The sequence below is a fragment of the Henriciella marina genome (assembly GCF_027213945.1).
GTDB classification, from domain to species: domain Bacteria; phylum Pseudomonadota; class Alphaproteobacteria; order Caulobacterales; family Hyphomonadaceae; genus Henriciella; species Henriciella marina_A.
Genome location: NZ_JAPWGW010000001.1, coordinates 987,276 through 1,000,562 on the forward strand (window position 1 = coordinate 987,276; position 13,287 = coordinate 1,000,562).

The window sequence follows — 13,287 nt, forward strand, 5'->3', positions numbered from 1 at the left end:
TCTGGTTCAGATCCTAATTATGGTTCTGGGTGACCCAGGTTTCTTCGTCTTCAAAGAGAAAGTCGCCATTGCGTGCGGCTTTCTTCAGCCGTTCCTGACGGGCGCGCATCTCATCGATAAGTTGGTCGAGGCCGCCCTCGGCGCCGGTAGGTAGTCTTGCCGGTTCCGGGTCGCGGGCTGGTTCTTCATAGGTTGCAGCAGGGCGTGCGGCGGGGCGGCGACGGGTGGAAGCGCCATCGGCGCGTTCGATCAGCGCTTCAAGACGCTCACAGGTCTCATCGGCTTCTTTCATCAGCTTGCTCAATCGCGCGGCCAGTTCGCCAGCCTGATTGCGAGTATCCTGAGTTGCGGACGACACAGCGGACACAGACTTGGTCATCGCCATGATGGTGGCACCAAGCCCGTCGCGTGTGTCCTGCAGGGATTTGAGCCTGCGAGAAAGCTGAACACAGTAAATGCAGGCGGCCAGTGAGACGAGGAAGAGCGCAAGGTCAGTGATCTGAAATTCTGGCATGGCGCTACCTCAACATGAATTCGGTTATAAGGACGCCGCGGGCGCGTTCTGCACCAAGGACGAGTTCGGCGCGCCGTGAAAGCTGTTCCTTCAGATCCGGATAGAACGCCTCGGCTTCGAAGTCTGAGACGTCGATCGCGCGCAGATAGGTCAGGAAGGCGTCCTGCAGCATCGGCGAAGCGGCCTGGACGGCCTCGACCTCTGCGGCCGGGGTCATGATAACGGCATTAACTTTGACATAGCGGGCATTCGCACCGTCACCGACCGTGATGAGCATGTCTTCGAGCGCGACATAACCAGTATCCGCGCTTGCCAGTGGTGGGGGTCCACTCGCCTCTGTAGAGGCAACGCAGGCCGCCGATTCGGCTTGCCCGGATGGGGCCAGGAAATACACGACCCCAAAAGCTGCCGCACCACAGAGAACGGCAATAATCGCAGAGTTTACAAGGAGATTGCCGCCGCCATCAGCGGGCGCGGCATCGTCTGCGTTCGGATTGCGGGCGTTATCAGCGGCCATCTGCCCCTCTCGGCAATGCATCATTCCACACCGCTGCTTTAGTAAATCCCCGGTAAAGGAAGCGTTAATGATTTCGCCCGATTTATTAATCATTCCATATGGAGCGCTTTTCAGAACCCGGGGCTGATATCCGCTATGAAATTTCTAGAGACCTTGAGATCCTTGCCGCCAAGCCGCCAGCTTGCTCTAGCTGCGGCGGTGCTCGGCGTTGTTTTCGCAATGGTGTTTCTTGTTCAGGGCGCGCTGAGTGAGCCCAAGTCTCTGCTCTATTCAAAGCTTGAACCTGCAACTGCAGGCGAAATCATAGAGGAACTGGAACAGCGCGGCGTCGACTATGAGCTTCGGGGCGATTCCATCTTCATCGCGCAGAGCCAGCGCGACCAGGTTCGCTATGCGCTCGCCCGTCAGGGCCTGCCGCAGCAATCGGTGCAGGGCTATGAGTTGCTCGATGATGTGAACGGTTTCTCCGTAACGTCGGAAATGTACAACGCGGCCTACTGGCGCGCCAAGGAAGGTGAGCTGACGCGCACAATTCTGGCGATAGACGGCGTCTCGGCGGCGCGGGTTCATATTGGGGCAAGCCTCGGCTCCGGTTTCGCTCGCTCGCAGGCGCCGCAAACAGCATCGGTCGCGCTAAGCACCGCGCATGACCTTTCACCGGGCCAGGCCGAAGCTATCCAGTTCCTCGTTGCCCTAGCTGTCGCTGGTCTCGCGCCGGAAGATGTCGCCGTGATCGACCCAGTTAAAGGCGTTATCGCAGGCCCGAACGTGGCAAAGGCCTCCCAGCCATCCATCGCTGCCGACAATCAGGCGACGATGGTTGAAGACAAGATCATGCGCCTGATCGAAGCCCGCGTGGGCGCAGGCAATGCGCGCGTTTCGGTCAGCGTCGATGTGAACCGCCAACGCCAGACCATTTCCGAACGCACGGTCGATCCAGAATCGCGGATCGTACGCAGCCGCACCACGAACGATGTCAGTGAAACCAGTGCCGGTACGAGCGGGGCGCTCAGCGCAGCCAGCAACCTTCCACAAGGCACGGCTGGCGGCGAGGGTAATTCCAGCACTATGCGCAACTCGACCGAGAGCATCAATTACGAATTCAATGAGCGGCGCACCGAAACCGAACTCTTGCCCGGACAGGTGGAGCGTATCTCCATCGCCGTGCTTCTCAACGAAGATGCGCTGGTTCAGGAAGGCCTTGATCCGGCCGCCGCCCAGGCTGCGGCGCAGGAAATTCTGAGCGACTTCGAGCAACTTATCCTGTCCGGTGCGGGTCTCAATACCGCGCGGGGTGATACGCTTACGGTTGAACTCATGCCGTTCCAGGTTGCCGAAGTGGCAGAGATGGTAACGGCTCCGGGCATGGTCGAAACGTTGGTTCAGAATTACTTCTGGTCAGGTCTTCAGGCCGTGTTGCTCGGCCTCGTGGTGATTGTTCTAGGCCTTGGCGTTGTTCGTCCGCTCCTGTCGCAGAACAAGCCCGAGACGGCCGCACTTGAAGGCCCGGCGCCAGGCGCGGCGGAAAACGTTAGCGAAGAATCGCCCGACCCATTCGTCTACCTTTCAGACTATACGCGAGAGCGTCCAGACGAGGCTGTCGCCCTGCTTCAGTCCTGGCTGAGCGAAGACAGAAAGGCGGTCGTAAATGAGTAGGGCAGTCTTTTCTCGTTTTCCGAACTTTGATTCCGTGCACGCAGGCGCGTCGGTTGCAACAGCAGCGCCAGCCCCCAATCCGCGTGACCGGCTTGCGGAGCTGGAACAGGCCCATGAGCGCGAGATGGAAAAGCGCCGCCGTGAACAGGATAGCCAGTTCAGCCGACAGATGGGCGAGGTCCAGCTCATTCTGGATTCGCTTGCTGGTAAAGTCGAAAAGATAGAGGCAGATGCCCGCCGGCAGACAGCGGCGTCTATTGCGGCAATTGCGGAGCGCCTTTTTCCAAAGCTCGCCCGGCGCTTCCTGGCTGAGGAGATCTCGCTCCATCTGGAAAAGATGATCCCGCCCGGTGAGGTCTGCATTGACATAAAGGCCGAACCACATCTGGCTGAGCAGTTGTATGAAACGATCCAGCGCTCGAAACAGCTGGCCGATATCTGCAACGTGATTCCGCAGGAAGATGCCAACGGAAGCCGTGTCGATGTCAGCTGGAAAAGCGGGGGTCTGGATTTCGACTTCGATGGTCTGCTGGAAGCCTGCATCGGGCATCTGCGCAGCGAGCGGCCGAGTGAACAGGAGAGTGGGTGATGGCAAATCCTGAGGTTCAGCCAGTAAGCGATGAAGGCGAAGACCGGCGAGATACCTCTCCGGTCAATCAGTTTCGCCGGGCGATTTATGGTGTGCCGGTTACCCTGACGGTTTCTGTAGGCCAGCGTCGTCTCAGCGTTCAGGAGGTCCTCGACCTTACGCCTGACTCCGTCATCGCACTGGACTCGCGCATTGAGGACCCGGTTCGCCTGATGGTCGATGACAAGCTCATCGCGCGCGGCGAGCTGGTCGAGACAGACAATGGCGGTATCGCCGTCAAAATCACTGAAATCGCGGAAGAGGCTGATGCTTCCGAAGGCTAGCGATAGTGGCCTGATCCTGCGTCTTGCCAGCCTATTCGCCTTTGCCCTGATCCTTGGCTTTGCGGCGCACGCGCAGGACGCCGGGGATGCGGGTGCCGCGCTTGATGCTGTACTCGGTCAGGATGGCGAAGGCGGGCTGAGCGGTACCGTCATTATCCTGTTCCTTGTCGTGTCGGTGCTCAGCCTTGTGCCGGGCCTCGCCATGATGGTGACCTGCCTGCCCTTTCTGGTGATCGTCTTCTCATTCATTCGTCAGGCGCTTGGGGTTCAGCAGGCCCCGCCGAACATGATGCTGATGGCGCTCGCTATCTTCCTGACCTTCTTCATCATGGAGCCAACATTTACACAGGCATGGGCGAATGGTGTCTCACCCTATATCGACGGCGCGATCGACGAAGCGACGGCCTGGGAGCTGACCACGGACCCTTTCCGAACATTCATGACGGCCCGCGTCGAGCCGGGTACGATCAACGTGTTGGGTGACGCGCTCAACCGGCCGGTCGTTGAGGGCGAAGAGCCAGCCTTCTCGATGTTGGCCACCGGGTTCATGCTTTCTGAAATTAAACATGCATTTCAGATCGGATTTGTAATCTTTCTTCCATTTCTTGTTATTGATCTCGTCGTAGCATCTGTCCTCATGGCCGTCGGCATGATGATGGTTCCGCCAACCGTCGTGTCGCTGCCATTCAAGATCGGGTTCTTCGTGCTGGCCGATGGCTGGCTCAAGATCACCGAGGCGCTGGTAAGAGGATACGCCGGATGAGCGGGGCTGCGACAAGGCAAGGTTCGAACGTCACCCAGATGCGCGCCCGACCTGGCGCAGCGTCCGGTAAGGCTGGCGCGATCCCGCCCGCAAGACGAGCGGCCGTGGTCATCGCCATGCTGGGCGAACAGGCCGCGCGCCCCATCGTCGAGAAACTGGACAATGCTTCGCTCGCGCAGGTCGCGAACGAGCTTGAGGCGGTGTCCTATCTTGGCCGCGAAGAACTCACCGAAATCGTGATGGATTTCCTCCAGGCCTTGCGAGCGGCCAATGGTTCTTTCCGGGGCGGACGCGAGCGGGCCCGTGAGATCGTTTCGAGCTTTCTGGACGAGAACCGCGCTGACATTGTCTTTGGCAATGTCGAGATGCCCAAGCCCCAGCCGGTTTCGAAATCGAGTGATGTCTGGACACGCCTGGAAGCGCGCAAGCCAGCCGTCGTGGCGGCTTATCTGTCGCGGCTCACCGCAAATATCAGTGCGATCATCCTGCGCAAGCTGGACGTCGCCTTCGCGTCGGAAGTCGTCGGCCACCTGCAGGAGCCCATGCTCGACAACACGATCGGCTATCTGGTCGGCGGCGACGATGTCGATGCCGAAATCGAAGACGTTGTTGCCCAGATGGTGGAGATTGAATTCCTCAATCAGGCACAGGCTGAAGAAAGCGACGGAAACGCCAACGCGGAATCTGTTGGGGAACTGCTCAGCCTGCTGCCCAACCATACGCGCGCACGCATCATGTCCTTCATCCGTACCGAGCATGAAGACAAGTTCGAGAGCATCGAGAAAGTCATGTTCACGATTGAGGGCCTGCCGGAAATCCTGGCACGCCAGTCGGTGCCGGTCGTCTTCAAGGAGCTTGGCGAGGATGCGCTCGTGCCAGTTCTTGCGACGCTAACAGGCCCTGCCCAGCGGGTGCAGGATTACCTTCTGGAGAACATCTCCTCGCGCCTGGCAGTGCAGTATCGCGATGCGCTGTCAGATCCGAACCGCAAGCCTGTCGAAGACCCGGACGCAACGCAGCGCACCTTCCTGACAACGCTCATGTCCATGAAGCGTCGCGGCCTGATCACGCTTGAAAAGGCGCCAGCAAAAGCAGGCTAGAGAAAAGTTGGGCGAACGGGACGCCTGCTCGCCCCGCTTATCCGGTCCGACGATCTACTGGATAATCAAGTCTGCGTGCAGGGCGCCTGCCGCCTTCATGGTGCGGATGATATCGCCCATCTCTTGTGGTGAGACGCCAAGGGCGTTCAGACCAGAAATTAGCTGTGAGAGCGTCACATTGGCATCGAGTGTGGCAATGTTTCGCGTACCAGTCTGGCCGATCTCGATTTGCGAGCGTGGCAGAACGATCGACTCGCCATCCGCAAACGGATTCGGCTGCGACACCACCGGGCTTTCGGTTACCTTTATGGAGATATCGCCCTGCGCAATGGCAACACGGGAGATGGTAACATCCTTGCCGAGGACGATGGTTCCGGATTGTTCGTCGATGACGATGCGGGCTGGAATGGCGACCTCGATCGGCAGGTTCTCGATGCTGGCCAGCACCCGCGACGGGGATCCCTGAAGACTGCGAAGGTCGATGTCGACGGTGCCCGGGTCACGCATATAGGCGACCGGGGAGCCAACAGCCGCATTAATCGTGTCTTCGATGCGCGCGGCCGTCGTGAAATCAGGATCGCGAAGGGCGAGAACGAGAGAATTGCGGTCATTGAACTGGTAAGGAATTTCGCGTTCGACACGCGCCCCATTTGGTATGGCTCCCTGTGTCGGGGTGCCGCGGCGTGCACGTGCGCCGTCTGCTTTCACATCAATACCGGACACCACGATGCTGCCTTGGGCGACTGCGTACACTTCGTTATCTGCGCCTTTGAGCGGGGTCAGCACCAGCGTGCCACCTTCAAGGCTTTCGGCATCGCCGATCGAGGCGACCGAGATGTCCAGCGTTGAGCCGTTACGGGCAAAGGACGGAAGCGTTGCGGTGACCAACACGGCTGCAACATTGTCAGGCTTGATGTCCTCGCCCTGCACATTCACGCCAAGGCGCTCCAGCATGTAGGTGAGGGAGTCTTCGGTGAAGGGTGAGTTGCGTACCGAGTCGCCGGTACCGTTGAGACCGACCACGATACCATAGCCGATCAGGTCGTTCTGGCGCACGCCTTCCACATCCACCACATCGCGAATGCGCGTCTGGGCGTCTGCTGCCGGCAAGAGCTGACCGGGAAGCAGGAGGGTTGCGAGGGCGAGAAGAACGAGGATCGGCTTCATCAGATCACCTTAGGAAGTTCATGAGGCTGAGCTGCGAGAGTCTCGCGGTCAACATGTAAGAGGCTTCAAGACTGGCCTCGAGAGCTTTGAGTTCTGCGGCGGCTTCGTACTGGTCGCGCGAGGTCATACCCTCAAGCAGGGTGTTCACGACGAGCTTTTCCTTGGCGAGGCTGTCCAGCCCGGTTGCAACACGCTCCTGAAGGATGCCGTTCGCGGCGCGCAACTGTGTTAGCGCTGCGTCGGCCTGCACCAGCCTGTCGGCTGACGAACGGATAACATCTAGCGTCTCGGTGTTCGACAGATTGTCGAGACCATCGCCTGGAGCGGCCATGGCAAGCACGCCGAGATTTCGAAGGGTTTGCGTAATGGCCGGGTCCAGGCCGGTGATGGCGTCCCCATCAGAGTTCGTCTTTGAGCCGCGATAGAAGCTGTTTGCAAAGTCGCCAGTGTCGAGATCGAAATAGGCGTTCAGCCTTGCATCGAAATCGGTCTTGTCGGTCGCGGCATCTGCGATCGCGCGCAGGTCTTCCATGAGATCGTCCGGTGAACCGAACGCTGCCTTGTCGGTCGCATCGCCTGAGAACAGGAAACGTTCGCCATGGCGAGAATTGAGCGCCATCAAAGCGCTGTCGAGTTGTGCGCGTGCATCCTGCGCCAGCGCCGTGCGCTCAACCGGCGATCCTGCGCTGAGACTGTCCAGCGCTCGAACCGATATCTCGGCAAGACCTTCCTGCATCCGGGAAAGACTTTGCTGCGTGATATCCAGTCGGCTCTCGCGAATCTGAAGAAGGCTTGAATCGCGATCGATCTTGTTGAGCGCATCATTTGCAATCATCGCCCTGCCAATTTGGCCTGACAGGTGTGCGGTAGGGTCCGCGGTACGTCCGGTAACAGCCTCACTCGACGTGCGATCAATTCGTTCACGGATGGACTGGATGTCACGGCTTAGCTGCGTCGTGACCGAATTGGCGAGGTAGGACTTGTTGATCATCCTAGAGCTCCATCAATCTGAGCATCATCTGATTGGCGACTTCGATGACGCGCGCATTCGCGGCATAGGCCTGCTCGATCTCGAGAAGAAGCTGCATCTGTTCGTCTACATCGACGCCGGTCTGTTTCTGCTCGGCCTCAACCATGATGGAGTGCTGCGCGGCGGTGGACGCCTCTACTGCTTCACTCGAAACGCGCATCTGGCCCGTACGCGAGGCGAAACCAGCCACGAGGCCGGTTGCCGTATAGCTGCCCTGAAAGCCGCCGCTGCCGAGCGTGCGGTTAGCGGTCATGGCGTCCAGCATGGCGTTGAAGAGGCTGCCATTGCCAGCGTCACCCATTGCGGTGGCGTCAAGACCGTCGCGAAGCAACGAGAGCTGACTGCCCTGAAGCGGGTCGATCAGGGGATTGATTGAGATGCGGGCCGCAACGCCAGCGCCCGCGCCGGGGTCGGTATCGACGAGCAGGCTTGTATTCGCACCGCCTGCAAGGTCTGCATTGTCGAGACGTGCCATGATATCGCTCGCGACCGTATCGAGCTGACCTTGAAAGTCCGGGAGGTCAGTGTCGCGGAGGGTGAAGAGCGCGCCGAACAGGCCGCTTGAAACCGCGCCATAAGACGCTGCACCCGGGGTGATGTCCACATCTCCCACCTTGATGCCCGAGAGTGCGCCTGTGTCGATACCGTCACCCGGGCCAACAGCTGCGGCAGGCGAGAATTCCATCTCGCGCGCGCCGCCTGCCAGAAGGAATACGCCCTCCTTCGTGACGATATCGATCGTGCCTCCAGTGCGTTGCACTGTTTGTACGGGCAGGAATTCCGAGATGGTATCAACGTATCGCTGGCGCTCATCCATCAGGGCGGCGGCCTTTGCAGAGTTCCTGTCACTGCCGGCGAGTTTGGAGTTGATTGCCTGTATCTGGTTCAGCGCGTCATTCACCGTATCGACGCCGTTCGCGATTTCGCGATCGGCCTCGATGCGTTCAGAGGAGATGAAGTCCGACAGGCTATTGAATTCGGATGCCAGTGCGCGAACGGAATCGACGATAGCGTTAAGGTTTGCCTGAGACTCAGGTGTGGCGGCCGCATTGGCGAGCGAGGTCTCGAAGTTCGACATCATCGAAAAGAGCCCGGTGCCGTCAACGGTATCGCCAAGGCGCGCCGAGAGCGACGCCCATGTAGAAGACATCACGCTGGCCTGGGCCAGGTCGCTACCCGATGCCATGCGTTGAGCAGTCAGAGGTTCGCTTGCGGCGCGCCCGACGCCATCCACCCGCACGCCGGATGGATTCGACACCGTCATCTGCTCGCTGACCAGCACCGAACGCCGGACATAGCCCGGCGTCGTCGAATTCGAGACGTTGGTGGCGACCATATCCGCCCGCAGACCGGTCACTTGCAGACCGGTGCGGGCGGTGTTTATGGCGTTTGACAGACTCAAGGGTTAGCCCCCGCGCTCAGCGTTAGCCTAGCGCTTCAGATTGGTTGTTTCCTGAAGCATCTCATCGACGGTTTGGACGATCTTCGCATTCGACGAATAGGCGCGTTGCGTCTCGATGAGGTCGGTCAGCTCTGCTGCGATGTCAGTCGTCGACTCCATCAGGGAGTAGCCGGCGACATCACCGACAGGCCCGGTGGCAGCGTCCCAGAGATAAAGGTTGCCGCTTTCAGCAGAAACGGAGAAAGCCTGACCATCCTTGGCGCGAAGACCATTCATGTTCGGCACATCGCCAACAGGGATCTGGTAAAGCGCGCGGCGATAGCCCGAATTATAGACCGCCTGAAGGAAGCCCTTTTCGTCGATCTCGACCGACTGAAGGTCACCAATTGGCGCGCCATCCTTGGTCACATTGGTTGGTGAAAAGGGTGCGGAAAGCTGTGTGACACCCGTCGTGCCGCCAGGTTCGCCGACAAGAACTTCAACGTCGCCGTGCGGGAGGCTCAGGGTCATGATGCCTGTATCCTCGTCATATACGGTGCCAGTCGCCGGCGCGACTGTGGCAATCCGGCCGCCTTCATCGACATCGTCGGTAAATGTCATGACCAGTTCGGCGATCGGATCGGTGCCATCGGTTGCGCTGTCATAGACCTGCACAGTCCATCGATTGGTTGCGCCGTCTGTCGGGACGTCCGGGGCGAAAGACAGCGAAAGGGTCTGGGCGCGGCCGATATTGTCGAAGTACTCGATCGGCAGATCATATGGCTGGCCGGAGGCACCTGCGAGGGTCGCGTCGGCGGGCAGGTTGATGCCGAGATCAATACGGGACGTCGGTGACGCGACGTATTGCGAGGCAGAGATGTTCACCGGCTGCAGATTTGCACCGCTGTTGCGGCTGACTGTGCCGATGCCGCCATCGCTATCCACGGCCCAGCCGAGCAGGAACATGCCGCTCTGGGTGCGAAGGTTGCCAGACTCATCTGCATAGAAGGAGCCCGTCGGAAGGAGCATGAGTTCCCGTTCGGACGCGAGCGAATTCACACCGGCGCCGTCTGTCACGGGCAGAAGGCCGCGGCCTCCAACGGCGATATCGGTCGAGTTGCCGGTGTTAATAAGGGAGCCGGTCTGCTGGATGTCCTTAAAGGTGTTCACCGTCACGCCGCCTGCCGAATAGGCAGAGGCCTGGCCGTTTATCACCATGCTGGAAAAGTCAGCGACGCTGCGCTTGTAGCCGTAGGTCGAAGAGTTCGCGATATTGTCGGAGATCGTGGACAAACGGCTCGCGTTTGAATTCAGCCCCATTACTCCTGCATTCAGGGACGACGAGATACTCATTGACAACTCCTTTGTCAGATTTCCTCTGAAATTGGAGCTGAATGTTTAATAGACGGATAATTAGCTCGCCGCAGGGTCTGGCGTGTCCGTCATGATGGTGATGGAGATACGGCGGTTGCGCGCAGCCGACGGGTCACCAGGGACAAGTGGGTCGGTGTCTGCGCGGCCAGAGACCTCCCTTACGCGATCGATCGGGAAACCATTTGAAGCCAGTAGCTGACGGGCTGTGTTTGCGCGGTCCGAAGACAGTTGCCAGTTGTCGTAGCCAGCCGCGCCGCGGAACGGGCTATTATCAGTGTGCCCAACAATCTTCACATCATTCTCAAAGGCATTGAGCGAATTGGACACCGCGTCGAGAAGTTCGGTCATGAGCGCGGTTGGCTCACTGCGGCCTAGTTCAAAGAGCGGCCGGCTTTCTGAATCGACGATCTCGAGCACGATGCCTTCGGGCGTCATCTTTACCATGAGGTGCTCTGACAGGCGTTCGGGATCATCGCCCAGTTCCTCGCGCATCGCTTCAAGGTCGCGCTGAATATCTGTGTGGCGCATCTGTTCGAGCGAATGCCCGTCGCCAACGCCTGTCGCGCCGGTCCCGACCTTTGCCGCCGAGTCGTCTGCCATGAGGGAGCTGCCATTCAGCCCGTCGGCGCCGCCGCCGGAGACCCGGCTGACAGGAATGGACGGGTTAAAGTAGTCTGCAATACCCTTGCGCTGGTCTTCCGTCGTCGCGTTAAGCAGCCACATGAGAAGGAAGAACGCCATCATCGCGGTTACAAAGTCAGCATAAGCGACCTTCCAGGCACCGCCATGGTGCCCATCGCCTTTGACGACTTTCTTACGCTTGATGATCGTGACGTGATGAGCGTCGGACGGCGTTTGTGCCATGAGTTTGACCCGCTTTCTGCAGTTTCAGCATCCTCAATAACAGAGAGTGGCTGACACATCGTCTAAGCGAGGCGCGCGATTGGCGCTGTATCCCTAACGAAACGTTTACCAAATCCGCCGACACCGGACTGTGGAGAATTATCCAATCAGCTGAGGGGCTGGCGTGTCGGAAACATTGCTTAAAATGATGAGGTCAGCGGGGGGATTACCCCCGTCCCTCCTGCAATGTGAGCCGCTATGGGCGACCATGGCGAAGGCCTGCGAGACGTGGCTGAAAGAGGCCCTCGGCTTCGAAATGAAAGCCCAGATCGGGGCCAGGGCGCTCTGCAACCTTGAGCAGGCCAAAGTCCGCATTCGTGAAAAATTCGGGTATATTTGTTTACCTCGGGGGACTGGCGGGCTTCACGGCATTTCGATCGGCGCATCCCTCGCGGAGCGGTTTGTCGCCCGCCGTCTGAAAGAAGACCTTTCACATGTCGAAATTGCGCCGCCTCTCTTTCTCCGACTGATGTGTGACAAGCCTGTGCGCCGCCTGATGAGCGATCTTTCGCACGCTGTACCGGCCGGGCTAGCGCTGCCGGATGACTATATGGTCGCGGACCCGGCCGGCCTGCCCGAAGTGTTCCTCGATGGCCCAAAGCTTGTTTGTATTTCTGTCAACCTGTTCGGGCGCGGCGATGTCGAGCCGACGGCGCGTCTGGACTTCTACTATGACGTCGAGAGCCTGACCGCCCATGCCGAACGTCTTGACCATGCGGTCGCCGCAAGTGCGAAGCCCAGGCCTGCGGTCAACAAGTCAAACCTCATAAAGTCGATCCGCCGTTCGAGCGTCGGGCTCGATGCTGTGCTGGCAAAACTGCCAATAACGGTGGCTGATTGCTCGCGTCTGGAAGTGGGGCAGGTGCTGCCTCTGTCCGACGCAGAAGACGGCAAGCTTTATCTGCACGCGGAGACACTGACCGGACCTGTGGAAATCGGTGAGGCTGAATTAGGCAACTGGAAAGACAGACGCGCCATAAAGCTGACTTCGCCCCTGCTGGAAAGTTTCGTTCAGGAGCTATCGGGCGCCTGAACGAAGGAAATATCCGCGCCTTTATCGGCGCGATGGAGGATGAGTTGAACGCAATTCTGGGCATCTTGGTGACAGTCGGCATGGTCTTCGGTGGCTATATGCTGGCCGGCGGTCATATGGACATCATTACGCACGCGCTTCCATTCGAAGGCATGATGATCGGCGGCGCAGCCATCGGCGCACTTCTGGCGGCCAACGATTTCGGCACCATCAAGCAGACTGGCGCCGACGTGGTTGCTGCATTCACCGGCTCGAAGTGGAAGAAAAGCGACTATCAGGACCTGCTTTGCCTGATGTCAGAGCTTCTGAACGTGCTGCGCAACAATCCAGTCGACATCGAACAGCACATTGAGGATCCCCAACAGTCCTCCATCTTCCAGCGCTATCCGAAAATCCTCAAGGATGAGGATGCCATCAACATGATCTGCGACACGATCCGCTCCATGTTGATGAACTTCGACAATGTTCACCAGGTTGAAGAACTGCTCGAGAAACACCTCGAGAGCCTGCATGAAGACAAGCTCGCTGGGTCGCACGCCCTGCAGACCATGGCGGACGCCCTGCCGGCGCTCGGCATCGTTGCGGCTGTTCTCGGCGTCATCAAGACGATGTCGTCCATCGACAAGCCACCTGAAGTGCTCGGCGGCATGATCGGCGGCGCCCTCGTCGGAACCTTCCTTGGCGTGTTTCTCGCCTACGGTCTTGTTGGCCCCTTTGCCTCGCGCGTTAAAGCGCTACGGACCGAGGAACACTTCTTCTACTCGATGATTGGCGAAATGCTGGTTTCGAACCTCCATAAAAACCCCGTCAATATCTGCGTCGAAGTCGCAAGGCGGCATGCGCCCGCGCGGGTGCGTCCATCCTTCAACGAAATTGAAGAAGCACTGAGGGGGCTGAAGCAGGCAGCTTGAGAAGTCTCACGGTCATATGTCTTGGC

14 protein-coding genes are annotated in these 13,287 nt (G+C 59.1%); 7 read left to right on the forward strand and 7 right to left on the reverse strand.

Translation table 11 applies throughout. The features are described from left to right. Positions 1–13: 13 nt before the first annotated feature. Both O4G74_RS05035 and O4G74_RS05040 read right to left on the reverse strand, forming a co-directional pair. Complete coding sequence (locus O4G74_RS05035) at positions 14–514, reverse strand: DUF6468 domain-containing protein (RefSeq protein WP_269401558.1); 501 nt, start codon at positions 512–514, stop codon at positions 14–16. 4 nt (positions 515–518) lie between these two features. Further along, on the reverse strand, positions 519–1,031 hold the full coding sequence (locus O4G74_RS05040) for a flagellar basal body-associated FliL family protein (RefSeq protein WP_269401559.1): 513 nt from the start codon (positions 1,029–1,031) through the stop codon (positions 519–521). 135 nt (positions 1,032–1,166) lie between these two features. On the opposite strand from O4G74_RS05040, the gene fliF reads away from it, so the two are divergent. The 5 genes from fliF to O4G74_RS05065 are packed head-to-tail and all read left to right on the forward strand — an operon-like array spanning position 1,167 to position 5,462. Beyond that, entirely contained in the window at positions 1,167–2,687 is a 1,521-nt protein-coding gene (fliF, locus tag O4G74_RS05045; RefSeq protein WP_269401560.1) for a flagellar basal-body MS-ring/collar protein FliF, read from the forward strand. Next, the gene (locus O4G74_RS05050) at positions 2,680–3,276 is read left to right on the forward strand and encodes a hypothetical protein (RefSeq protein ID WP_269401561.1); all 597 of its coding nucleotides are present in this window, start codon (positions 2,680–2,682) and stop codon (positions 3,274–3,276) included. The genes fliF and O4G74_RS05050 overlap by 8 nt, the downstream gene beginning before the upstream one ends. Next, positions 3,276–3,599 (forward strand): FliM/FliN family flagellar motor switch protein, encoded by a 324-nt coding sequence (locus tag O4G74_RS05055; protein WP_269401562.1) that lies wholly within the window; start codon positions 3,276–3,278, stop codon positions 3,597–3,599. The genes O4G74_RS05050 and O4G74_RS05055 overlap by 1 nt, the downstream gene beginning before the upstream one ends. Further along, complete coding sequence (fliP, locus tag O4G74_RS05060; protein WP_269401563.1) at positions 3,583–4,362, forward strand: flagellar type III secretion system pore protein FliP; 780 nt, start codon at positions 3,583–3,585, stop codon at positions 4,360–4,362. Before O4G74_RS05055 ends, fliP begins: the two co-directional genes overlap by 17 nt. After that, complete coding sequence (locus tag O4G74_RS05065) at positions 4,359–5,462, forward strand: FliG C-terminal domain-containing protein (RefSeq protein ID WP_269401564.1); 1,104 nt, start codon at positions 4,359–4,361, stop codon at positions 5,460–5,462. Before fliP ends, O4G74_RS05065 begins: the two co-directional genes overlap by 4 nt. Positions 5,463–5,516: 54 nt before the next feature. Here the strand turns inward: O4G74_RS05065 and O4G74_RS05070 are convergent, their stop codons facing one another. The 5 genes from O4G74_RS05070 to O4G74_RS05090 are packed head-to-tail and all read right to left on the reverse strand — an operon-like array spanning position 5,517 to position 11,278. Further along, the gene (locus O4G74_RS05070; RefSeq protein WP_269401565.1) at positions 5,517–6,629 is read right to left on the reverse strand and encodes a flagellar basal body P-ring protein FlgI; all 1,113 of its coding nucleotides are present in this window, start codon (positions 6,627–6,629) and stop codon (positions 5,517–5,519) included. Between the two features lie 4 nt (positions 6,630–6,633). After that, positions 6,634–7,620 carry a flagellin gene (locus O4G74_RS05075; RefSeq protein ID WP_269401566.1) on the reverse strand — a complete coding sequence of 329 codons (987 nt, stop codon included), beginning with the start codon at positions 7,618–7,620 and terminating at the stop codon, positions 6,634–6,636. A 1-nt stretch (position 7,621) separates the two neighbouring features. Continuing rightward, entirely contained in the window at positions 7,622–9,061 is a 1,440-nt protein-coding gene (flgK, locus tag O4G74_RS05080) for a flagellar hook-associated protein FlgK (protein ID WP_269401567.1), read from the reverse strand. 27 nt (positions 9,062–9,088) lie between these two features. Continuing rightward, the gene (locus O4G74_RS05085; RefSeq protein ID WP_269401568.1) at positions 9,089–10,393 is read right to left on the reverse strand and encodes a flagellar hook protein FlgE; all 1,305 of its coding nucleotides are present in this window, start codon (positions 10,391–10,393) and stop codon (positions 9,089–9,091) included. Positions 10,394–10,453: 60 nt separating this feature from the next. Beyond that, entirely contained in the window at positions 10,454–11,278 is an 825-nt protein-coding gene (locus O4G74_RS05090) for a flagellar motor protein MotB (protein WP_269401569.1), read from the reverse strand. 247 nt (positions 11,279–11,525) lie between these two features. Between O4G74_RS05090 and O4G74_RS05095 the strand changes: the two genes are divergently transcribed. Continuing rightward, complete coding sequence (locus O4G74_RS05095; RefSeq protein ID WP_269401570.1) at positions 11,526–12,350, forward strand: FliM/FliN family flagellar motor C-terminal domain-containing protein; 825 nt, start codon at positions 11,526–11,528, stop codon at positions 12,348–12,350. A 44-nt stretch (positions 12,351–12,394) separates the two neighbouring features. Beyond that, entirely contained in the window at positions 12,395–13,261 is an 867-nt protein-coding gene (gene motA / locus O4G74_RS05100; protein ID WP_119379904.1) for a flagellar motor stator protein MotA, read from the forward strand. The last annotated feature ends 26 nt before the right edge of the window (positions 13,262–13,287 follow it).

Excerpts from the sequence above, each read along its gene's own strand:
- O4G74_RS05035 (WP_269401558.1), bottom strand. The coding sequence starts at position 514 with ATGCCAGAATTTCAGATCACTGACCTTGCGCTCTTCCTCGTCTCACTG.
- O4G74_RS05040 (WP_269401559.1), bottom strand. The coding sequence starts at position 1,031 with ATGGCCGCTGATAACGCCCGCAATCCGAACGCAGACGATGCCGCGCCC.
- fliF (WP_269401560.1), top strand. The coding sequence starts at position 1,167 with ATGAAATTTCTAGAGACCTTGAGATCCTTGCCGCCAAGCCGCCAGCTT.
- O4G74_RS05050 (WP_269401561.1), top strand. The coding sequence starts at position 2,680 with ATGAGTAGGGCAGTCTTTTCTCGTTTTCCGAACTTTGATTCCGTGCAC.
- O4G74_RS05055 (WP_269401562.1), top strand. The coding sequence starts at position 3,276 with ATGGCAAATCCTGAGGTTCAGCCAGTAAGCGATGAAGGCGAAGACCGG.
- fliP (WP_269401563.1), top strand. The coding sequence starts at position 3,583 with ATGCTTCCGAAGGCTAGCGATAGTGGCCTGATCCTGCGTCTTGCCAGC.
- O4G74_RS05065 (WP_269401564.1), top strand. The coding sequence starts at position 4,359 with ATGAGCGGGGCTGCGACAAGGCAAGGTTCGAACGTCACCCAGATGCGC.
- O4G74_RS05070 (WP_269401565.1), bottom strand. The coding sequence starts at position 6,629 with ATGAAGCCGATCCTCGTTCTTCTCGCCCTCGCAACCCTCCTGCTTCCC.
- O4G74_RS05075 (WP_269401566.1), bottom strand. The coding sequence starts at position 7,620 with ATGATCAACAAGTCCTACCTCGCCAATTCGGTCACGACGCAGCTAAGC.
- O4G74_RS05085 (WP_269401568.1), bottom strand. The coding sequence starts at position 10,393 with ATGAGTATCTCGTCGTCCCTGAATGCAGGAGTAATGGGGCTGAATTCA.
- O4G74_RS05090 (WP_269401569.1), bottom strand. The coding sequence starts at position 11,278 with ATGGCACAAACGCCGTCCGACGCTCATCACGTCACGATCATCAAGCGT.
- O4G74_RS05095 (WP_269401570.1), top strand. The coding sequence starts at position 11,526 with ATGGCGAAGGCCTGCGAGACGTGGCTGAAAGAGGCCCTCGGCTTCGAA.